The organism is Kitasatospora sp. NBC_00240 (genome assembly GCF_026342405.1).
In the GTDB taxonomy this organism is placed as follows: domain Bacteria; phylum Actinomycetota; class Actinomycetes; order Streptomycetales; family Streptomycetaceae; genus Kitasatospora.
Window position 1 is genome coordinate 5525673 of sequence record NZ_JAPEMU010000001.1, and the last position, 21254, is coordinate 5546926.

The 21254-nt window shown below is 75.6% G+C and carries 17 protein-coding genes; 14 read left to right on the top strand and 3 right to left on the bottom strand.

Annotated elements, in window-relative coordinates:
- The first annotated feature begins 115 nt into the window (after window positions 1-115).
- Window positions 116-1129 carry an SAM-dependent methyltransferase gene (locus OG689_RS23475; protein ID WP_266322880.1) on the top strand — a complete coding sequence of 338 codons (1014 nt, stop codon included), beginning with the start codon at window positions 116-118 and terminating at the stop codon, window positions 1127-1129.
- Window positions 1126-2295: an NADH-quinone oxidoreductase subunit D gene (locus OG689_RS23480; RefSeq protein ID WP_266322881.1), complete on the top strand. Its 1170-nt coding sequence runs from the start codon at window positions 1126-1128 to the stop codon at window positions 2293-2295. Before OG689_RS23475 ends, OG689_RS23480 begins: the two co-directional genes overlap by 4 nt.
- A gap of 43 nt (window positions 2296-2338) precedes the next feature.
- On the opposite strand, the gene OG689_RS23485 is transcribed toward OG689_RS23480, so the two are convergent.
- Window positions 2339-3154 (bottom strand): hypothetical protein, encoded by an 816-nt coding sequence (locus tag OG689_RS23485; RefSeq protein WP_266327367.1) that lies wholly within the window; start codon window positions 3152-3154, stop codon window positions 2339-2341.
- Window positions 3155-3491: 337 nt separating this feature from the next.
- On the opposite strand from OG689_RS23485, the gene OG689_RS23490 reads away from it, so the two are divergent.
- The 9 genes from OG689_RS23490 (at window position 3492) to OG689_RS23530 (ending at window position 16064) form a co-directional block, all read left to right on the top strand.
- A complete protein-coding gene (locus tag OG689_RS23490; protein ID WP_266322882.1) occupies window positions 3492-3968 on the top strand; it encodes a hypothetical protein in 477 nt (158 codons plus the stop codon).
- A gap of 68 nt (window positions 3969-4036) precedes the next feature.
- A complete protein-coding gene (locus tag OG689_RS23495; RefSeq protein ID WP_266322883.1) occupies window positions 4037-7459 on the top strand; it encodes a toxin glutamine deamidase domain-containing protein in 3423 nt (1140 codons plus the stop codon).
- Window positions 7456-8778, top strand: a complete 1323-nt coding sequence (locus OG689_RS23500; protein WP_266322884.1) for an SUKH-4 family immunity protein — start codon at window positions 7456-7458, stop codon at window positions 8776-8778. The genes OG689_RS23495 and OG689_RS23500 overlap by 4 nt, the downstream gene beginning before the upstream one ends.
- A gap of 272 nt (window positions 8779-9050) precedes the next feature.
- Complete coding sequence (locus OG689_RS23505; protein WP_266322885.1) at window positions 9051-9950, top strand: glycerophosphodiester phosphodiesterase; 900 nt, start codon at window positions 9051-9053, stop codon at window positions 9948-9950.
- 165 nt (window positions 9951-10115) lie between these two features.
- Entirely contained in the window at window positions 10116-11078 is a 963-nt protein-coding gene (locus tag OG689_RS23510) for a Ppx/GppA phosphatase family protein (RefSeq protein ID WP_266322886.1), read from the top strand.
- Window positions 11079-11795: 717 nt separating this feature from the next.
- Complete coding sequence (locus OG689_RS23515; protein WP_266327369.1) at window positions 11796-12599, top strand: sugar phosphate isomerase/epimerase; 804 nt, start codon at window positions 11796-11798, stop codon at window positions 12597-12599.
- A 43-nt stretch (window positions 12600-12642) separates the two neighbouring features.
- A complete protein-coding gene (locus tag OG689_RS23520; RefSeq protein WP_266322887.1) occupies window positions 12643-13404 on the top strand; it encodes a class I SAM-dependent methyltransferase in 762 nt (253 codons plus the stop codon).
- Between the two features lie 180 nt (window positions 13405-13584).
- Window positions 13585-15429 carry a dihydroxy-acid dehydratase gene (gene ilvD, locus OG689_RS23525; RefSeq protein ID WP_266322888.1) on the top strand — a complete coding sequence of 615 codons (1845 nt, stop codon included), beginning with the start codon at window positions 13585-13587 and terminating at the stop codon, window positions 15427-15429.
- A gap of 92 nt (window positions 15430-15521) precedes the next feature.
- On the top strand, window positions 15522-16064 hold the full coding sequence (locus OG689_RS23530) for a hypothetical protein (RefSeq protein WP_266322889.1): 543 nt from the start codon (window positions 15522-15524) through the stop codon (window positions 16062-16064).
- 6 nt (window positions 16065-16070) lie between these two features.
- Here OG689_RS23530 and OG689_RS23535 read toward each other — a convergent pair whose 3' ends face one another.
- Both OG689_RS23535 and OG689_RS23540 read right to left on the bottom strand, forming a co-directional pair.
- Window positions 16071-17381: a hypothetical protein gene (locus OG689_RS23535; protein WP_266322890.1), complete on the bottom strand. Its 1311-nt coding sequence runs from the start codon at window positions 17379-17381 to the stop codon at window positions 16071-16073.
- A 216-nt stretch (window positions 17382-17597) separates the two neighbouring features.
- Window positions 17598-18044, bottom strand: coding sequence for a hypothetical protein (locus OG689_RS23540; protein WP_266322891.1), 447 nt, complete (start codon window positions 18042-18044; stop codon window positions 17598-17600).
- Window positions 18045-18326: 282 nt separating this feature from the next.
- On the opposite strand from OG689_RS23540, the gene proC reads away from it, so the two are divergent.
- The 3 genes from proC to OG689_RS23555 all read left to right on the top strand — a co-directional run bounded on the left by proC (window position 18327) and on the right by OG689_RS23555 (window position 21245).
- Entirely contained in the window at window positions 18327-19154 is an 828-nt protein-coding gene (proC, locus tag OG689_RS23545; RefSeq protein ID WP_266322892.1) for a pyrroline-5-carboxylate reductase, read from the top strand.
- A 38-nt stretch (window positions 19155-19192) separates the two neighbouring features.
- Window positions 19193-19840, top strand: a complete 648-nt coding sequence (locus OG689_RS23550; RefSeq protein ID WP_266322893.1) for an HAD family hydrolase — start codon at window positions 19193-19195, stop codon at window positions 19838-19840.
- Window positions 19841-20048: 208 nt separating this feature from the next.
- Entirely contained in the window at window positions 20049-21245 is a 1197-nt protein-coding gene (locus tag OG689_RS23555) for an MFS transporter (protein ID WP_266322894.1), read from the top strand.
- The last annotated feature ends 9 nt before the right edge of the window (window positions 21246-21254 follow it).

Here is a 21254-nt window from a genome sequence, read left to right on the forward strand (position 1 = left end):
TCCAGCCTAGGCAGTCGCACAGTGCCCCCAGGTCCGCCGGGAGAGCGATCCCTTCTACTCCCTAGGTCGGAGACGAACCCCGGGTCGGGTCCGGCGCCGGGTAGCGTCCACCCCTATGACTTGGATGCGGTGGCGGCCCGCCATGGAACAGGCGCTGTACGGGGCGGAGGGGTTCTACCGCAGGCCGGAGGGCCCGGCGGGCCACTTCCGGACCTCCGTGCACGCCTCGGGGCTGTACGCGCGGGCGGTCGCCCGACTGCTCGGCGAGGTGGACGAGGCGCTCGGCCGCCCGGCCGAGCTGGCCTTCGTGGACGTCGGCGCGGGGCGCGGCGAGCTGCTGGCCGGGGTGCTGGCCGCGGTGCCCGCCGAGCTGGCCGGGCGGCTGCGCCCGTACGGAGTGGAGCTGGCGGCCCGGCCGCCGGGCCTGCCGGCCGAGGTCCGGTGGACGGACGGGCCGCCCGCCGGCGTCACCGGGCTGCTGTTCGCGAACGAGTGGCTGGACAACGTGCCGCTGGACCTCGCCGAGGTCGACGAGGACGGGCTGCTGCGTTACACCGAGGTGGACACCGCGAGCGGCGAGCAGCGGCCGGGCGCCCCGGTGTCCGAGGCCGACCGGCGCTGGGCCGACCGCTGGTGGCCGGCCGGCGAACCCGGGGACTTCGTCGAGCTGGGCGGCCCGCGGGACGCGGCCTGGGCGGGTGCGGTCGGCTCGCTGGCGGCCGGGCTCGCGGTGGCGGTGGACTACGCGCACACCGCCGGGCGGCGCCCGCCGTTCGGCACCCTCACCGGGTTCCGGGACGGCCGGGAGGCGAGCCCGGTGCCGGACGGCTCCCGCGACATCACCGCGCACGTGGCGCTGGACGCGGCAGCCGTGCCCGGTGTCCACAGCCTGTGGACGACGCAGCGCGAGGCACTGCGGGCCCTCGGGGTGAGCGGCGCCCGGCCGCCGCTGGCACTGGCGTCCAGCGACCCGGCGGCCTACCTGCGGGCGCTCGGCGGGGCGGGCGAGGCGGCCGAGCTGACCGACCCGGCGGGGCTGGGAGCCTTCGGCTGGCTGGCGCAGGCCGTCCGTATCCCGGTACCGAGGAGCCTGGAGGGCCTGGAGGGATGGCAGACTCTGGTGCCATGAGGGAGACCACGGTCGGCATCGGCGCGGGTGCGGAAAACTTTTCGGGCGAACCGGGCACCACGGACATGGTGCTCAACATCGGCCCGCAGCACCCGTCCACGCACGGCGTGCTGCGCCTGAAGCTGGTGCTGGACGGCGAGCGGATCGTCTCCGCCGAACCGGTGATCGGCTACATGCACCGGGGCGCGGAGAAGCTCTTCGAGGCCCGCGACTACCGCCAGATCATCATGCTCGCCAACCGCCACGACTGGCTGTCGGCCTTCGCCAACGAACTCGGCGTGGTGCTCGCGGTGGAGCGGATGCTCGGCATGGAGGTGCCCGAGCGCGCGGTCTGGATCCGCACCATGCTGGCCGAGCTGAACCGGGTGCTCAACCACCTGATGTTCCTCGGCTCGTACCCGCTGGAGCTCGGCGGGATCACCCCGGTCTTCCACGCCTTCCACGGCCGCGAGGAGCTCCAGCACGTGCTGGAGGAGGCCTCCGGCGGCCGGATGCACTACATGTTCAACCGGGTCGGCGGCCTCAAGGAGGACCTGCCGGCCGGCTGGCTCGGCCGGGTCCGCGCGGCGGTCGCCACCGTCCGCTCGCAGCTGCCGGTCTTCGAGGACCTGGTGCTCGGCAACGAGATCTTCCGGGCCCGCACCGCCGGCGTCGGCGTGCTCTCCAAGGAGCATGTGCACGCGTACGGGGTGAGCGGCCCGATCGCCCGGGCCAGCGGCGTCGACCTCGACCTGCGGCGCGACGAGCCCTACCTCGCGTACGGCTCCGAGGAGCTGCGCCGGGTGCTGACCGTGGTCACCCGGGAGGAGGGCGACTGCCTGGCCCGCTTCGAGTGCCTGCTGGAGCAGACCGCCAACTCGCTGGACCTCGCCGACGCCTGCCTGGACAAGCTGGCCACGCTGGCGCCCGGCCCGGTCAACCTGCGGCTGCCCAAGGTGCTGAAGGCACCGGAGGGCACCACCTACGCCTGGACCGAGAACCCGCTCGGCATCAACGGCTACTACCTGGTCTCGCGCGGCGACAAGACGCCCTGGCGGCTGAAGCTCCGCTCGGCGTCCTTCAACAACATCCAGGCACTCATCGAGCTGCTGCCCGGGACGCTGGTCGCCGACATGGTGGCGATCCTCGGCTCGATGTTCTTCGTGGTCGGCGACATCGACAAGTGACCGGACGGGTCCCTCCCGCCGGGGCGAGGGACCCGTCCGTCCGCTACTTGTGCTTGGGCTTCTTCGGCGCGGGCGCCGGGTCGGCGGGGTGCGGTGCCACCTTGCGGTCGCCCTTGGTGGCGATCCGCTCCTCGCACAGGCCGGCCAGCACCTTGTACGCCCCGGCGCCCATCAGCTCGGTGAGCTCGGGGCGGTAGCTGACGTACACCGGGTCGGGGCCGTTGTGCGCCTCCGGGCTGCCGGTGCACCACCAGTGCAGGTCGTGGCCGCCAGGACCCCAGCCGCGGCGGTCGTACTCGCCGATGGTGACCTGGAGGTAGCGGGTTTCGTCCGGGCGGTCGATCCAGTCGTAGGTGCGGCGGACCGGCAGCTGCCAGCAGACGTCCGGCTTGGTCTCCAGCGGCTCCTTGCCCTCCTTCAGGGCCAGGGTGTGCAGGGCGCAGCCCTCACCGCCGGGGAAGCCGGGGCGGTTGAGGAACACGCAGGCGCCGTCGACCCGGCGGGTCTGCCGGTCGCCGTCCTCGTCGAACATGGTGATGCCGCCGTCGACCTTGATCCGGCCCTTGGCGTCGGTGCCGTGCTCGAACAGCTCCCAGGTCTCCGGGGTGAGCCGCGCGGCGTGCCCGGCCACCCGCTTCTCGTCGTCCTCGTCCGAGTAGTGCGCGCCCAGCGTGCAGCAGCCGTCGGATTCGCCGCGGCCCGGCCGGATGCCGTGGCAGCCCTTGCCGAAGATGCAGCTCCAGCGGGAGGTCAGCCAGGTGAGGTCGCAGCGGAAGACCTGCTCGTCGTCCTCCGGGTCGGTGAACTCCACCCAGGCGCGCGGGAAGTCGAGCGGCACCTCCGGGCGCCGGGTCGGCATCGCGAGGTCGACCGCGGGTGCCTTCGCCTTCTTGGACTTGGCGGGGGAGTCGTGCGGGGCGTTCTTCGAGGTCTCTGCTGCTGCCACTCGGCAAGGGTAGAGCCTTCGGGGGGTACGGATCAGCTCACGGCCGAGGCATTTGCCACGATTTCACCAGGTGGACGGGGCCGCGTCGGCCGGGCCGGGCCGCCGCCGGACGTGAAGGCGGGGTGAAAAGGCCGCCGCGCCCCTCGGCGGCCCGGCCGGGCGCCCTAGGATGGCGGCCGCCGGAGTCGTCCCGCCGGCCGCGCACCGAAGGCGGCCCTCGGGACGAGGTCCGCTACGGGGAGGTACGGGGATGGGCAGCAGCAGGAGCAACGGCGGTACGGGCGGCGGCGGTACGCCCGCGGGCGGTACGGGCGGCGGGGCCGGCCCGGGGGAGCACTTCTCGGTCAAGCCGTGGGAGATGCACGGCGAGGGCCGCGAGTTCGAGCAGATCTCCAACGACTTCGCCCGGGCCGCGCTCGGCCTGGAGCAGTCGCTGGCCGGCCTCGGCACCCCCTGGGGGCAGGACGAGCCCGGCAGCGGGTTCGGCGGCAGTTACCAGGAGGCACGCGAGGCGGTGCTCGGCGGGCTGCACGGCATCGCCGACCGCCTGGGGAAGATCGGCACCGGCCTGCACACCATGGCCGACTCGGTGGCGGACACCGATGCCGGCATCTCGGCGGACTTCGGCCGGACCGCAACCTCCGCACCCGGTGGCGCCGTCCACCCTGGCGGGGGGTTCGCCGCGGGTCCGGTCCGCGGCCCGGCCGGGTCCGGCCCGGCGGCCTGAGACCGCTGTTCCCGCCCGTACGCCCGTACGGCGCGCTGTCGCATGTAGCTCTTCGAAGGGGGAAACGCGTGTCCCGGAAGCTGCCCGAGGAACTCGCCCCGGTACTGGCCCGGCTGGGTCACGCCTGGCCGCAGGCGGACGAGGACGGACTGCGCCGGTCGGCCGCGCTGTGGCGCGACTTCGCCACCGAGAGCGAACGGCTCGGGCGCCGCGGCGGGGCCTCGGCCGGCCGGGTCACCGGGGAGAACTCGGGCCGCGCGGTGGAGGCCTTCGCCGACCACTGGCAGACCTTCAGCGGCGGCGGCCGCGGACACCTGGACGACGCGCAGCACGCCGCCGAACTGGTCGCCAAGGCCTTCGACACGGCCGCCCGGGCCACCGACACCTGCAAGGCGGAGCTGGTCGCCACCCTGACCGCACTCGCCGAGGACCTGAAGAAGGCCGACGAGCAGGCCGCGGCGGCCAAGCAGGCGGCCGCCCAGGTCTCCACCGCCGCCGCCGGTTCGCAGCACACCCAGGGCGTGTTCGGCGCAGTGGTGCAGTCGGTCGGCGCGGTGGCCGCCAAGGTCAAGGACGCCGCCTCGGACACCGTCGCCGACGCGGTGAAGACGGTGGCGGTGGAGGCCGCGCGACTGAAGGTCGCCGGGCTGCTGGAGGAACTCGGCCGGGCCATGAAGGCCTCGGTGCAGAGCGCGATGAAGGAGCCGGCCCTCACCGCGCTGACCCGGATCGCGGGCGCCGGGACGGCGCACGCCGGGGGCGTGGACGTCCCCACCATGTCCGAGGTGATGGCGGCCAAGGGCGGCTTCGACCCGGCCGCGGCCGGACTGCCCGCCGCGCTCGGCGAGCCCGGTGTGCTCGGCGCCGGCGGCGCGGGGCTGACCGTCCGGCTCGATGAGCAGGGCAAGCCCGTGGTCGGGGTCGAGGGACTGACCGTCAAGCTGGACGAGAACGGCCGGCCGGCCCTCGACGAGCAGGGCAACCCGGTCATCCTGCGGTCCGACGGCACCGAGGTGGCCGACCCGACCGGACTCACGCTGGTGGTCGGCAAGGACGGCAAGCCGGTCGTCGCGGTGGAGGGCCTGACGGTCGAACTGGACGAGCACGGCAGGCCGCAGGTCGGCGCCGACGGCCGGACCGTCCTGAACGGTCCGGACGGCAAGCCGGTGGTGGCGGTCGACCTCACCCAGCACGCCGCCCCCGGCGGGAAGCCGCCGTTCGGCACCGGCCTGGACGCCGTGCCGGGCTCGGGACTGCCCGGCTCGGAGCTGCCCGGTTCGGGGCTTCCGGGCTCCGGCCCGCCCGGTGCGGGGGTGCCGGGCGCGGGCGGTCCGGGAGCGGGCCCGCTGGTGGACGTGACGGCCGGCGGCGCCGGACCGGACGTCCGGATCCGGACCGGCCCGGTCGGCTCGGCCCCCGGCGGCTGGGACGGCGGCGGCAACGGCGGCGGTCCGTCGGCCGGCGCCTCCGTGGACACCCCGGTGGGCCGGCCGGAGCGCCCCGCCCCGGCGGGTGGCTCCGGGCACGCGGGCGGTGGCTACGGCCCGATCTCCGCCCCCGCCGGCGGGTACGCGCCGGCCGCCCCGGTCGAGGCCCCGACGGCGCCGCGCGGCGCGGGTGCCCCGGTCTCGGTGCGGACCGACTCCGTCCTCGCCCCGCCGGCGCCCGACGTGGACCACGGCGGCGGCCCCGGCGGTCCGGTCGCCGGTGGCGGCCACCCGGCGGGCGGCGGCTCGGCGGGCGGCGGGTTCGGCGGGTCGGCCTCCTCCGGTGGGTACGTCCCCGGTGGCGCCTCCTCCTCCGGCGGTGGCTACGGCGTGACCGGGACGCTGCCCGGGGGCGGGAGCTTCGGCTCCGGTGGCGCCTTCGGCGGCGGTGGCGGCGGTGGCGGTGGTGGTGGCAGTACCGGCGGTGGTGGGTTCGGCGGCGGTACCGCGGCCGGCGCGGGACACCTGCCCTCCTCCGGCGGGGCCCAGGGCGGCGCGGGCGCGACCGGCGCCGGGGGAGCCGCCGGTGTGGTCGGCGTACCGGGGGCGGGGACACCGGCCGCGGGCGGTGCTGGTGCTGGTGGTGCCGGTGCTGCCGGTGCTGCCGGTGCTGGTGGTGCTGGTGGTACCGGTGCGGGCGGGTCCGGTGGCGGGTCCGCCGCCGGAACGGGCGCGCAGCCGGCGGAGGCCCGCCAAGGTACGGGCGTGGGCGGATCGCGGGCCGGGGCCGGCGCCACCGGCCCGGTGCCGATCGGGACGGGGCCGATCCTGGCCCCCGGCCCCGGCCGCGCCGCGCCCGAAGGCGGTGGCGGCGGTGCCGGCGCGGGCCTCGGGGCCGGCGAGGCGCGCCGCCGCGGCGAGCACGGGCCGGGCGAGGGCACCGCGCCCTGGGTCGCCCCGGTGGCCACCGCCCAGCTGCTCGCCCTGCACCTGGCCTCACGGGCCGCCCGCGGCCAGGGCGAGCAGGAGCCGGACACGGCCGTGCGGATCCGCTGCATCGCCGACAGCCGCCCGTACGGGATGCCCGGCGGGCTGGGCCCGGTCGACCCGCAGGAGCAGGCCGAGCTGGAGCGCCGGGTACCCAAGGGCGCCGACGGCCTGCCCGGCCGGCACCCCGACCCGGCCGCCGGCGGCTGGGCCGAGGTGGTCAACGCCGCCGGCCACCGCGAGCCGGGCCGGGCGAACAACGCACTGGAGATCGCCCTCTCCGCGGTGGACACCTTCACCGGCCGTCCGGCCTGCGCCGCCCCGCGGATCCCCACCGAGGGTGACGCCGGCGAGCGCGGCGGACGCGACCGCGCGGAGCGCGAACTCGGCGCGCCGTTCCGGGACCTGGGCGAGGGAGCCGAGGCCTTCGAGCGGCTGGCCGGTGCGCTGCGCCGGGCCGGGCACGGCGCCCAGGCCGTCCTGCTGACACTGGACGCCTACGGGCGCTCGCACGCCTGGAACGCCGTCAACCACCAGGAGACGGTGACCTACCTGGACCACCAGACCGGCCGGCAGGGCCCGGCCCCGCTGCACAGCGCGGACCACGGCCTGTGGGCGATCGCCCTCGACCCGGACTGCCGTCCGCTGGACCTCGCGGAGCGCCGGGCCCGGCCGGCCGTCCCGGAGGCGGCGGCCGCACCGGCTGCACCGGCCGCACCTGAGGCCCCGGGGATCCCCGCGGGTTCCGGGCCGGCCTCGGACGACCCGGCGAGCACGGGGGCCGGGAGCGCCCCGACCGCGAGTGCAGGGGCGGGGAGCACCGGGGCCGGGAGCGCAGGGGAGGGGCCCGCGGGCGCCCCGACGACCCCGGCCGCGGAGCCCGCCCCGGCGGCGCACGCCGGCACCGAGACCGTCGGCGCCACCGAGGGCGGCGCCACCGAGGGCGCCGGCAGCGCAGGCTCCACCGGCACCACCGAGAGCGCCGGCACCACCCTCACCACCGAGAGCACCAGCAACACCCACACCAGCAACACCAACGCCAGCAGCACCACCAGCACCAGGAGCGTCGACTCGTGACCACCCGCGCGCAGGCGATCGACGCCGCCCACCGCTGGATCAACGGTGACCTGCCCCGGGCCTCCGCCGACGCCGCCACCGGCAGCCGGGCGGTGCACGCCCACGAGTTCGACCTGGGCTGGGTGCTGTGGGCGGACCCCTCCCCGGTCCGGGTCGACCCGCTGACCGGGGAGCGCCGGGCGCCCGAGGAGATCGGCGCGGCCTGCGCCGTCGTCGACCGCGCCACCGGCGCCCTCAGCGTCTGGCCGTCCGTCCCCGTCCCCGAGGTGGTCCGGCTCTACCGCGACAGCCTCGGCGCCGGCTGCTACGACCCGGCGCTGCCGCCCGCCACCGGCCCGGGTGCCCGGGCCGAACTGACCTACCGCGACGAACTCGGCGGCGCCCGGAGCCTGACCCTGCGCTCCGAACCGGGGCTGCCGCACCCCGCGCTGCGCGCCTGGCGGCAGCTGCAGCAGCAGGGCGTCCGGGCCGAGGACGTCGGGTCGGTCCGCACCGACCTGCGGATCGGAGCCCTGCCCGGCGGCTACTGGGCGCACGCGCTGGCCGCCGAACTGCCCGCTGCCCAGGTCCGGTTCGAGATCCCGTACGGGCCGCGCGCGGACGCCCGGGCGCAGGCCCTGCGCGCGTTGCCGGAGCCCGTGGCGGAGCCGGGGCAGCCCGCGCCCGCGCGGCGCAACCGGGTGCCGTTCCCCCGCTCGGTGCCCGCCGCGGCGGCCGAGCACGACCGGACCTTGGCGGCCCGGCTGGCGGAGCAGTTCGGCCCGGCGGGCGTCCGCCGCTTCGACCCGGCCGACGTCGCCCGGGCGGATCTGCCGGAGGTGACCGCCCGGGCGCTGCTGGGGGTCGGCGTACCGGTCCTGGTCGAGGGGTACTTCGCGCTGCACCACCCGCTGCCGGACGGGATCGCCGACGGCACCCGGCCCGGCCCGGTGCTCCCGGCGGCCGCCGACCACCTGGCGGAGCTCGGACGCGGCGCCCTGGCCACCGTCCGGGCCGGGCAGGAACTGGTCTCGCAGGTGGTGCTGGGGACGGACGGCTGGTCGCTGATCACCGTGGACACCGCGCGCGGCGTGGTCCGCGCGGTCGACCCGGACCACGCCACCGCCCGCTACTGCAACGCCGACCTGACGGCCTTCGTCCGCTGCCTGTCGCTGTTCGCGGACCGGCTGCCCAAGCTGCGTGGCCTGCACCCGTACGCGGCCGGCCAGGCCGTCGCCGAACTCCAGTGGGGGCTGGCCGCGGTCGACCGGACCGTCTTCGACGACCCCGAGAACTGGTGGGCCGTGCTGGTCGAGCAGTTCTGGGACGGCCTGCTGTGAACTGACCCGCCGCGGCCCACCCGCCGCGGCCCACCCGTGCGCCGGGCCACCTGTGCGCCGGGCCACCTGTGCGCCGGCCCACCTGTGCGCCGGCCCACCCGGGCCGCCGGTCCGGGCGTCCGCCCGCGCGGTGCGGGCGGGCCGGCCGGCACCGCGCGCCGCCATGAGCCGAGCCGAGCCGAGCCGAGCCCTGTCATGACGCGCCGTCATGCCAGGGTGATGATCCGTCCGGGCGTGTCCCGGGCGTCCACGACCGCAGCCGGAGCCCCTCCTTGACCGTTCCACCCCGCATGCCCGCGGCCGTCCTCGCCGCCCTGGCGGTGCTCGCCGCGGGCTGCGCCGCGCCGCTTACCACCCCGGCGGCCCGGTCCACGTCGGCGGCCCCGGCGACCGCGCTGCGCGCTCAGGTGGCCGCGGCCCCCAAGGCCTGTGCCGGGCCGGTCGTGATCGGCCACCGCGGCGCGCCCGCGACCGCCCCCGAGAACACCATGGCCTCCTTCGAGGCCGCCCTGCGGGGCGGCGCCGACTGGCTGGAGACCGACGTGCAGACCACCAGTGACGGGGTGCCCGTCCTGATGCACGACTCCTCCGTCGACCGGGTCACCGACGGCAAGGGTGAGGTGGCCGCCCTGACGGCGGCCCAGATCGCCGGCCTGCGGGTCACGATCGGCCCCGGCGGCCCGGAGCCCGTCCCGACGCTGGAGCTGCTGCTGGCCCGGCTGGCCGGCACCCGGACCAGGCTGCTGATGGAGATCAAGTGGCAGCGGCCCGAGGACGTCGCCCGGATCGCCCGGATCGCGGCCGCCAGCCGGGCCGACGTGGTCCTCTACTCCTTCTCGGCCGCCCACCTGAAGCAGGCCCACGAGGAGGCGCCCCGACTGCCCCTGGTCCTGATCCAGGGCGGCGGCCTGGCCGACCCGCCGGACGGCCTGCCGCTGGCCGGGCTCGCCCTGGACGCGGGTCTGGCCACCGCCGAGCGGATCGGGGCCGAGCGCCGGGCCGGGCACCAGGTCTACGTGTGGACGCTGGACGACGAGCCGTCCTGGCAGGCGATGTCCGACCGGGACGCGGCCGGCCTGATCACCGACGTGCCGGACCGGGCCAGGGCGTGGGCGGACGGCCGCTGCCGGGCGCCCGGGAGCGGTCCGCCGGCCCCGGGTGGCGACCGGTAGCACCGCCCGTCGCGGGTCACCTCCCTGAGTCGGCGTCAGGCTGCCGTCGGGGGCCGCTCCCCGGGTCGGGGTCGGTAGGTGGCCGGGCGCGGGGGCGGCCGGTCCGCCGATCGGGGTGTGCGGGCCAGGGCCGGTGGTCGGTGGTATCGCGTAGCGTGGACGGTTATGCGACTCGGTGTTCTAGACGTAGGTTCCAACACCGTCCACTTCCTCGTGGTGGACGCCCATCCCGGGGCTGCCCCGCTGCCCGCGTACTCCCACAAGGCGGAGTTGCGGCTGGCGGAGCTGCTCGACGCCGAGGGCTCGATCTGCGCGAGCGGTGTGGACAAGCTGATCGGCATGGTCTCCTCGTCGATCCGGGTCGCCGAGGACAAGGGCGTGGTGGACGTCCTGCCGTTCGCCACCTCCGCCGTGCGGGAGGCCAGCAACGGGGAGGACGTCCTGCGGCGGGTCGCCGAGGAGACGGGCGTCGAGCTGCGGGTGCTTTCCGGCCAGGACGAGGCGCGGCTGACCTTCCTGGCGGTCCGGCGCTGGTTCGGCTGGTCCTCCGGCCGGCTGCTCAACCTCGACATCGGCGGCGGCTCCCTGGAGATCGCCTGCGGCCTGGACGAGCAGCCCGACGTGGCCTGCTCGCTGCCGCTCGGCGCGGGCCGGCTCACCGCCGGCTGGCTGCCCGGGGACGTCGCCGACCCGGACGACCTGCGCCGGCTCAGACGCCACATCCGGGCCGAGATCGCCAGCGTGGCCGGCGAGATCGCCCGGCTCGGGGCGCCCGACCACGCGGTGGCGACCTCCAAGACCTTCAAGCAGCTGGCCCGGATGACCGGCGCCGCCCCCGCCGACGCGGGCCAGTACGCCGCCCGCAAGCTCACCCGGTCCGGCCTGTCCGCCTGGGTGCCCCGGCTCTGCGCGATGTCGGTGGCGGAGCGGGCGCAGATCCCGGGCGTCTCGCCCGGTCGGGCCCGGCAACTGCTGGCCGGCGCCCTGGTCGCGGACGCCGCGATGGACATCTTCGGCCTGGCCGAGCTGGACATCTGTCCCTGGGCGCTGCGGGAGGGCATCATCCTGCGCCGCCTCGACACCCTGGACAGCCCCGCCGACCGCAGCCGGGCCGCGCTCACCGGCTGACAACCGCCGCCCGGTCCGTGACGTTCGTCGCCTACGTCCCGTTCCGGGCCGTGTCCGCATACGCTGTGTCCCGTGGCGCAACCAGCGGACGAGGACGGGACGCAGGAGGGCCGCGCTGCCGGTGCGGGGCAGCCGCGGTCGGCCGGGCCGCGCCGGGCCCGGGCCGGTACGGCTGCCAGGCGGACGGTCGAGGCGGCCTCCCGGACGGCCAGGACGGTGAAGTCGGCCGGTGGCAAGGCGGGCAGGGCGAGCCGTTCGGCCGAGGCTCGGACGGCGCACCCGGCAGGCGGGACGGCCGCCGACGACCCCCCGAACACCGACACCGGCATCCACACCGGCGCCGCTCCGACCGCGCACCCGGCCGGACCGCCGGCCGCCGCCGGGAAGCAGCCCAGGGTGCCGCGCAGGAGCCGGGCCGCCAGGGACGCCGCGCCGGCGGTGCCGCCCGGGCCTCCGGAACCCGCCGCGCCGGCCAGGCCCCGCAAGCGCGCCCGGGCCGGCGCCGACGCGCCGGTCCCCGCCCCGGCCGACCCCGGCGCCACCACCCCGCCCGGCGCCACCACCCCGCCCGGCGCCGACGCGCCCCGGACGCCCGCGAAGGCGGCCGTGAAACGCGCGGTGCGGACCGTCGGCGCCGTCAAGGCCGCCAAGCGGGCCGCCCGGACCGCGCCCCTGCTGCGCACCACCGACCGCCTCGTCCTGCCGCAGCACCCGGCGCTGCACATCCCCGACACCAAGGTCGCGCTGTCCACCGCCTCGGTGTACCCCGAGTCCACGTCGGTGGCCTTCGAGCTGGCCGAGAAGCTGGGCTACGACGGCGTCGAGGTGATGGTCTGGAACGACCCGGTCAGCCAGGACGTCGAGGCGCTGCGCCGGCTCTCCGACGCCCACCGGATGCCGATCCTGGCCGTCCACGCGCCCTGCCTGCTGATCACCCAGCGGGTGTGGACCACCGACCCGTGGACCAAGCTGGTCCGGGCCCGGGCCGCCGCCGAGAGGCTCGGCGCCGGCGCGGTCGTCGTCCACCCGCCGTTCCGCTGGCAGCGCCAGTACGCCCGCGACTTCGTCGAGGGGATCGGGCGGATGGCGGGCGAGACCGACGTCCGCTTCGCGGTGGAGAACATGTACCCCTGGCGCTACCGCGACCGCGAGATGCTGGCCTACGCCCCCGGCTGGGACGTCACCGAGGAGGAGTACCGGCACTTCACCATCGACCTGTCGCACGCCTCCACCTCCCGGATCGACGCGATGGAGATGGTCCGGCGGATGGGCGACCGGCTGGCCCACATCCACCTGGCCGACGGCTCCGGCTCCGGCAAGGACGAGCACCTGATCCCCGGCCGGGGCAGTCAGCCCTGCGCCGAACTGCTGGAGCACCTGGCCCGGACGGGCTTCGGCGGCCACGTGGTGCTGGAGGTCAACACCCGGCGCTCGGTCTCCGCCGCCGAACGCGAGGCCGACCTCGCCGAGGCGCTCGCCTTCACCCGGCTCCACCTGGCAACCCCCGCCCGGGTACGCTGAGGGAGGACCGCACGGATGCGAACCGCCTTACCCGGGGGAAGACATGACGGACCATGACACGCTCGCTTCATCCTTCGGCGCGGTCGCCGAGGAGTACGACCGGGCCCGGCCCGGCTACCCCGAGGCGCTCTTCGACGAGCTGGAGCGGCTGGCCGGCCGCCCGCTGAAGGGCGCCGACGTGCTGGACGTCGGCGCGGGCACCGGCATCTCCACCCGACTGCTGGCCGGGCGCGGCGCCCGGGTGACCGCCGTCGAGCCCACCCCCGGGATGGCCCGGCGCCTGCACACCGTCTCGCCGGAGCTGCCGCTGGTCCGCGGCAACGGCAACGACCTGCCCTTCCACGACTCCACCGCCGACCTGATCACCTACGCCCAGGCCTTCCACTGGACGGACCCGGCCCGCTCCGTCCCCGAGGCGATCCGGGTGCTGCGCCCGGGGGGCGCGCTGGCCACCTGGTGGAACGTCAAGGACACCTCGGCCGGCTGGGTCAGGGCGATGGGCAACCGGCTCGCCGAGGCCCTGCAGGACTCCTACCACGCCTACGGCGCGGTGAACGAGATCGTCGGGCACCTGGAGCCGTACGGCCTGCGGCTGGGCAGCGCCGTGCTGCGCTGGGAGCGGGTGATCACCGTCGACCAGGTGATCACCGACCTCACCTCGCGCTCGTACCTGGCGGCGATCACCCCCGAGCAGCGCGCGCCGCTGCTGGCGGTCGAGCGGGAGGCGCTGCTCGCCGAGTTCCCGGACGGCTGGGTCACCGAGCCGTACCGCCTGGACCTCACGGTCGCGGTCACCGAGGGCTGAGCTCCCGGACACGGCCGGGGCGGGCATCGCCGGGGCGGTCGCGGTGCGACCCGCGCTGACCGCATCGCGGACGGAGCGTCCGCGCGCTGGACCTGAGGCGTACGCTCGATAGCTAACAGCGGCCCTGCACCCTCCCACCAGCGCAGTCGGCCGCAGCAGCCTCCGAAGGAGTGGAGCACAGTGCCCGAGCTGAAGTCCCGTACGGTCACCCACGGTCGCAACATGGCAGGCGCCCGGGCGCTTCTCCGGGCGGCCGGCGTAGCCCGCGAGGACTTCGGCAAGCCGATCATCGCGGTGGCCAACTCCTTCACCGAGTTCGTGCCGGGCCACACCCACCTGCAGCCGGTCGGCCGGATCGTCTCCGAGGCCATCCAGGCGGCCGGCGGCATCCCGCGCGAGTTCAACACCATCGCGGTGGACGACGGCATCGCGATGGGTCACGCCGGCATGCTGTACTCGCTGCCCTCGCGCGACCTGATCGCCGATTCGGTGGAGTACATGGTCAACGCGCACTGCGCGGACGCCCTGATCTGCATCTCCAACTGCGACAAGATCACCCCGGGCATGCTGATGGCCGCGCTGCGGCTCAACATCCCGACCGTCTTCGTCTCCGGTGGCCCGATGGAGGCCGGCCAGGCCGTCCTGGTGGACGGCACCGTCCGCAAGCTGGACCTGGTCAACGCGATCTCCGACGCCGTCAACGAGAACGTCTCGGACGAGGACATCGCCATCATCGAGGAGAACGCCTGTCCGACCTGCGGGTCGTGCTCGGGCATGTTCACCGCCAACTCGATGAACTGCCTCACCGAGGCGATCGGCCTCTCGTTGCCCGCCAACGGCTCGGTGCTGGCCACCCACACCGCCCGCAAGGCGCTGTACGAGGACGCCGGCCGCACCATCGTCGACATCACCAAGCGGCACTACCACCAGGACGACTACTCCGTCCTGCCGCGCAACGTGGCCACCCGCGCCGCGTTCGAGAACGCCATGGCGCTGGACATCGCGATGGGCGGCTCCACCAACACGATCCTGCACCTGCTCGCCGCGGCCCAGGAGGCCGAGGTGGACTTCGACATGCGGGCCATCGACGCCATCTCGCGCAAGGTGCCGTGCCTGTCGAAGGTCGCGCCCAACGGCAAGTACTACATGGAGGACGTCCACCGGGCCGGCGGCGTCCCCGCGATCCTCGGTGAGCTGTACCGCGGCGGGCTGCTGAACGAGGACGTGCACACCGTGCACTCCGGCTCGCTCGACGAGTGGCTGAAGGGCTGGGACATCCGCGGCGGCTCGCCGTCGCCGGAGGCCGTCGAGCTGTTCCACGCCGCCCCCGGCTGCGTCCGCTCGGCCACCGCCTTCTCGCAGTCCGAGCGCTGGGACACCCTGGACACCGACGCGGCGAACGGCTGCATCCGCAGCGTCGAGCACGCGTACTCCGTCGAGGGCGGGCTCGCGGTGCTGTACGGCAACCTCGCCGAGGACGGCTGCATCGTGAAGACAGCCGGCGTCGACGAGTCGATCTGGACCTTCAGCGGCCCGGCCGTGGTGCTGGAGTCCCAGGAGGACGCGGTCGACGCGATCCTGACCAAGCGGGTCAAGGAGGGCGACGTCGTCGTCATCCGCTACGAGGGCCCCAAGGGAGGCCCCGGCATGCAGGAGATGCTCTACCCGACCTCCTTCCTCAAGGGCCGGGGCCTGGGCAAGGCCTGCGCGCTGATCACCGACGGCCGGTTCTCCGGCGGCACCTCGGGCCTCTCGATCGGCCACGCCTCGCCCGAGGCGGCCTCCGGCGGCGCCATCGCGCTGGTCGAGGACGGCGACATCATCTCGATCGACATCCCGGGTCGGAAGGTCGACCTGCAGGTCTCCTTCGAGGAACTGCACGAGCGCCGGCTGAAGCTGGAGTCCGAGGGCGGCTACCGGCCGAAGAACCGGCAGCGTGAGGTCAGCCAGGCGCTGAAGGCGTACGCGGCGATGGCCACCTCGGCCGACAAGGGCGCCGTCCGGGACGTCAGCAAGCTCGGCTGACCGTACGCGGGACCAGCAACGACGTAGGAGCCGCCCCGGCAGCCGGGGCGGCTCCTACGTCGTTCGGGTCCGGTCGGGTGATAATCGGATCCGTGAGCGAGCACCCCACCCCCAGCCAGAGCCCGGCCGGCCCCGCCCCCGAGGGCGCCCCCGCACCGGAGGGCATCCGCTGGTTCGGCACCAGCTGGGTCGGGCGCGGCTCCGACTACCGGCTGCGCCGGGTGCTCGTCCCGGTGGGCGCCCTGCTGGCCGCGGCCGCCGGCGCCCTGCTGCTGCGGTTCGGCGTCCAGGGCGTGCAGATGTCCGACGCCGGGACCTTCGTCAACGGGCTGCTGGTCGCCGCCGTCGCGGTCTGCTCCTGCCTGGCGGCCCTGCGCAACTGGAAGCTGCTGAGCGAGGGCCGGGAGGCGCTCACCGGCTGGATGGCCGAGGACAAGTCGCTCGGCGCGGTCTGGATCATCGGCGGGGTGGGCGCGCTGCTCGCGTACTTCGTCCGCAGCCTGGTGGAGGCCCCCGGGGAGGCGGTCGCGCGGGCCCGCCACGAGCAGGCCGTCGAGCGGTACGGGCGGCGCCGGGCCAGCCGCAGCCGCCGGCCCGACACCATGGCGCCGGGCCGCGGCAGGCGGCGGGGCTGAGCGCGGTCAGCTGCGGCTGACGGTGCCGCACTCCGGGGTCGTACCGGGGCTGGGGGCGGGGGCCGGCGTGCTCCGGTCGTACGGGTCGGTGGTGGGCCCGTGGGGCGTCTCCCGGCCCGGCGCCGCGAACTGCTCGAACCGCGGGTGGTAGAAGCCGTCGTGGACCTCGCAGGCGGTGTTGCCCGCCTCGCTGCGGCGCTCCGCGAAGTTGATCTTCTTCGGGTTGTTCCGGTACCGCGCCGGGTCCTGGAAGCGGTAGGTGTCCGCCCGCCGCACGACGGTGCGGGCGGTCCGGGTGCTCCCGCCGGCATCCTCGGCCGCGGCGACCGTCCAGGCCACCGGCTTCGCGGCGTTCGAGTTCTCCGGGGCGGCCGGCCGCGCGCTCGCCGACGGCTTCGAGCCGGGCAGCCGCTGCCCGGCCTCCGGGCCGGGTCGCAGCGCGTACACGAAGGTGAAGTCGGTGCGGACCAGCACACCCCGCTCGCCGTCGCCCTCCACGCTCATCCGGCCGAGGATCCGGACGTCGCCCACCGGGATCGCGTCACGCGGGTCGAAGCGGCTGAACAGGGAGGTGGCGTCGGCCGGCCCGTCCGGGTGGTCCAGCGTCCGGACGGCGGCGTCCTGCTCCTCCCGGTCCAGCAGGTCCAGCGCGGTCTGCGGGCGCCCGCCCGCGATCACCGCCGGGTCCAGGTTCGCCGCCACCAGGAAGTCCTTGACCAGCTTCAGCTGGGCCGCCACCTGCTCCGCGTCGAACGCCCCGACCGCCTGGGCCGGGGGCAGCGCGATCGCGTCCGGGCCGGCCGGCCAGCCCTCGGCGGGCGAGCCCGCCCACGGGTGGTCCACGGTCGGGGTCTGCGCGGCGAGCGACGGGGGCGCGGTGGTGGGGCGCGCCGTCTCGGGGGCGACGGAGGGGGCGGAGGCGGGCAGGCCGCCGCGGGCGCCCCCGAACCGGTCCCGCAGGCCGTCGAGGTTGAGCGCGGCGACCAGGGCGACGACGATGAGGAGCACGAACAGCGGCGCGCGCCAGTCCCTGGTCCCGCGCCGCGGGGTGCCCCAGGCGTCGACCGGTGCGGCCGCGCGGCGCAGCCGGCGCTTCGGCCGGGCGGGTGTCGGATCGAGGACGGTGCGGCGGGCCCCCGGGTCCACCGGCGGCTGGTCCTTCCAGCGGGCGGCGAGCATCCGGGTGCGCCCGGCCTGCTCCTTGACGGTGGCACCCTTGACGAACTCCTCGTCCAGGACGAGGTTCTCGAACGGGTCGCTCCCGTTCGGGTCGGATCCCTCGGAAGGGCGGGGATCCGGATCTTCGACTATCGGCATCGCGTCAGTATGCCGACGGCGGGTGACACCCCGATGATCAGGGGCCCAAGTCCTGGTGGCGGGCGGTGGGTTCGGTCCGGTAGCGCCCGGTGTGTCCCCCGTCGGGAGCGTTCCTTCCCGGCCGGGCGACGCCCCGGGGCCCGGCCGCCCCCGCGTCCCGGGCCCCGGGGCACCCCCGTGGTCCCGGCTCCCGGGACGCTCGACGGGCCGCCGGCCTCACTTCCCCCGGGCCTGCTTCACCGAGCCCACCACGCCGGCGATCGCCAGCAGCAGACCGGCCGGCAGCAGCGACACCAGGAAGGCGCCGATCAGGCTCGCGTCCCCGAGGAAGGTCTGCGCGAGCGTGTTGAGGACCAGCAGGGCCCCCGCCGCCGGCATCGCCGCCTGCCACGGGTGCTCGGCGGCCCAGTGCCGGATCCGGCGGTCGCCGGTGTCGGTGCGGAGTCGACCGCCCACCGTGCCGACCAGGAAGAAGAAGAACAGCGCCCAGCCGGCCGGACCGGCGAGCATGCTCATGGACCAGTGCCCGGTGATCAGATCGACCCCGAGCGCCGCGGCGCCCACCACCGCACCGACCCCTGCGGCCGTCTTCCACGGGCCCATCGTCGCGGAGGCGACGGCGAGCTGCTGATTTTCGCGTCGGGACAAGTCTCCGTGTGCCATGTCTCCACGGTGCTCCGCCGGTGCGCGGGAAGCCATAGGGGAGAACCCCGAGTTTCCCCCTACGCCGCACGGGTCGCGCCGGCGCACCCCGGCGGGCCCGGCACCGGGCCTGGCCGCCCGGGACGGCCCGGGGCCGGCCGAACCCGCCGACCCGGGCCCGGTGTTCGGGGAGTGGGACGGCCGGGCCCGGAGCTGCCCACGGGCTGGACTCGCACCCGTCCGTGCGGGTGTCGGTGCGAGGATGGCCGCAGCACCGAGTCGGGACGGTACGAAGGAGCGGCCATGAGCAGCAGCGCAGCACACGGACAGAAGATCGCCTTCCTCGGCACCGGAAAGATCGGCGAGGCACTGCTCTCGGGCCTGCTGCGGGCCGGCAAGGACCCGGCGGACGTCCTGGTCACCGCCCGGCGCCCGGAGCGCGCGGCCGAGCTGGTCGAGACGTACGGCGTCGGCGTGGTGACCAACGCGGAGGCGGCGAAGCTCGCCGACACCCTGATCCTCGCGGTGAAGCCGCAGGACATGGGCACCCTGCTGGAGGAGCTCGCCCCGCACGTCGGTACCGACCGGCTGGTCATCTCGGCGGCGGCCGGCATCCCCACCCGCTGGTTCGAGGCGCGGCTCGCGGTCGGCACCCCGGTCGTCCGGGTGATGCCCAACACGCCGGTGCTGGTGGACGAGGGCATGTCGGTGATCTCCGGCGGATCGCACGCCACCGAGGCGCACCTGGAGCGCGCGGAGGAGATCTTCCGCTCGGTCGGCAAGGCCCTGCGGCTGCCCGAGTCCCAGCAGGACGCGGCCACCGCGCTGTCCGGCTCCGGTCCGGCGTACTTCTACTTCCTGGTCGAGGCGATGACGGACGCGGGCATCCTGCTCGGCCTGCCCCGGCACGTCGCCCACGACCTGATCGTGCAGTCCGCGATCGGCGCGTCCGTGATGTTGCGCGACTCCGGGGAGCACCCGGTCAAGCTGCGGGAGGCCGTCACCTCGCCGGCCGGCACCACCATCGCCGCCATCCGCGAGCTGGAGAACCACGGGGTCCGGGCCGCCCTGCTCGGCGCCCTGGAGGCGGCCCGGGACCGGTCGCAGGAGCTGGCGTCCGGCGGCAAGTAGTCCCGGCCGGGGGCGGGCCCGGCAGTAGGCTCGCGGGTGTGAGCTACGACCTGGTGATCTTCGACAACGACGGCGTCCTCGTGGACAGCGAGCCGGTCTCCAACCGGCTGCTCGCCGAGTACCTGACCGAACTCGGCTTCCCGACCACGATCGAGGACTCCTACCGGGACTTCATGGGCACCGCCGCCCACCGGGTGCACGACGTGATCGGCGAGCGGTACGGCGCGAGCCTGCCCGAGGGCTTCGACGAGCTGTTCCACGCCCGGGTCTTCGACGCCTTCGCGGCCGAACTCACCGCCGTGCGCGGCGCGGAGCAGTTGCTGAAGGAGCTCGGGCAGCGCTCCGTCCCGTACTGCCTGGCCTCCTCCGCGCACCACGCCTGGATCCGTACCGCGCTCGACCTGACCGGCCTGCGCGGGTACTTCCCGCCGGAGCGGATCTTCAGCGCCCAGGACGTCGGCGTCGGCAAGCCCGCCCCCGACCTGTTCCTGCACGCCGCCCGGACCCTGGGCGTGGACCCGGCCCGCTGCCTGGTCGTGGAGGACAGCGTCAACGGCGTGCTGGCCGCCCGCGCGGCCGGCATGGACGTGTACGGCCACACCGCGCTCACCGACCCGGCCAAGCTCACCGCCGCCGGGGCCACCGGACTGGTCGCCGAGCTGTCGCAGATCGCCGGGCTGCTCTGACGGCCCGCGCGGCTCCCGGCCGCCGCGCCGGACGGAGGCGGGCGGAGCGTGCCCGCCGGGGCACGGGCACCACCAGCGGCAGTGCCCGCCGGGGCGCTGCCCTCACCGGCGGCGGAACGGCCCGGCGGTCCGCGACCCCTCCCCAAAACCCCGTGCACCGCCTACGCTCTCGCCAACATTGTCGTACCGGCCAGTAGCGAGGTCCCGCATGAGCACCGAGACGCCGGCCCGACTGCGGCAGGCCCGCGCCGCCCTGGCCGTGAGCTTCCTCCTCCAGGGCATCACCTTCGCGCTGCTGGTCACCTGCATCCCCGAGATCCAGGACCGGTACGGGCTCGACGACTCGCTGCTGCCGGTCTTCCTGGCCGCCGTACCGATCCTCGCGGGCGTCGGCTCGATCGGGTCCGAGTGGCTGGTCAAGCGGACCAGCGCCCGCAGCGTGCTGCGGGTCGTCCAGCCGGCCCTCTGCCTCACACTGGCCGCCGTCGGCCTGGGCGACACGCTCTGGCAGCTGGGGCTGGTGCTCGGCTCCTTCGGCCTGCTGGTCGGCGCGCTGGACGCGAGTATGAACATGCTCGGTGTGGGCCTGCAGCACCGCTACGGGCGCTCGATCATGCTCGGCTTCCACGCCGCGTTCAGCCTGGGCGGGATCCTCGGCGCCGCCGTCGCGGGCCTCGGCTCGCACTACCACCTCAGCCTGTTCACCCTGTTCGGCACGGCCGCCGCCGTCCTGATCCCGCTGGCGCTGCTGGCCGGCACCCGGTTCGCCGGGCCGGCCGAGCTCGGCGACGCCGTCCGGGAGGCGAGCGAGGCCGCCGCCCGTTCGATCCCCTGGCGCCCGCTGCTGCCGCTCTGCCTGGCGATGGCCTTCGCCTACATCGCGGACGCCTCGGTCTCCAACTACAGCGTCAAGTACCTCACCGACGGACTGGGCAGCCCGGACGACGTCGCCAAGCTCTCCTACCTCGGGTACATGGTCTCGATGCTGCTCGGCCGGACCCTCGGCGACCGGGCCGTGCAGCGCTGGGGCGCCGTTGCGGTGGTGCGGGTCGGCGCCTCGGTGGCGGCCCTCGGCTTCGCGCTGGCCGCCGCGGCACCCGGCCCGTGGGCGGGCATCGCGGGCTTCACCGTCCTCGGGTTCGGCATCTGCGCGATCATCCCGCAGGTGTTCGCGGCCGGCGGGCGGCTCTTCCCGGACGACTCCGACGCGGCGGTGGCCCGGCTCAACCTGTTCAACTACGTCGGCTTCCTGATCGGAGCGCCGCTGGTCGGGGCGATCGCCGACGCGAGCTCCTACCGCTGGGCGCTGCTGGCGCCGATGCTGCTGGTCCTCGCGGTGATCCCGCTGGCCGGCCATTTCGCGCCCGCGCCGGCCTCGACGCGCACGCCGGTCAAGGTGGCCTGACGGCCCGCC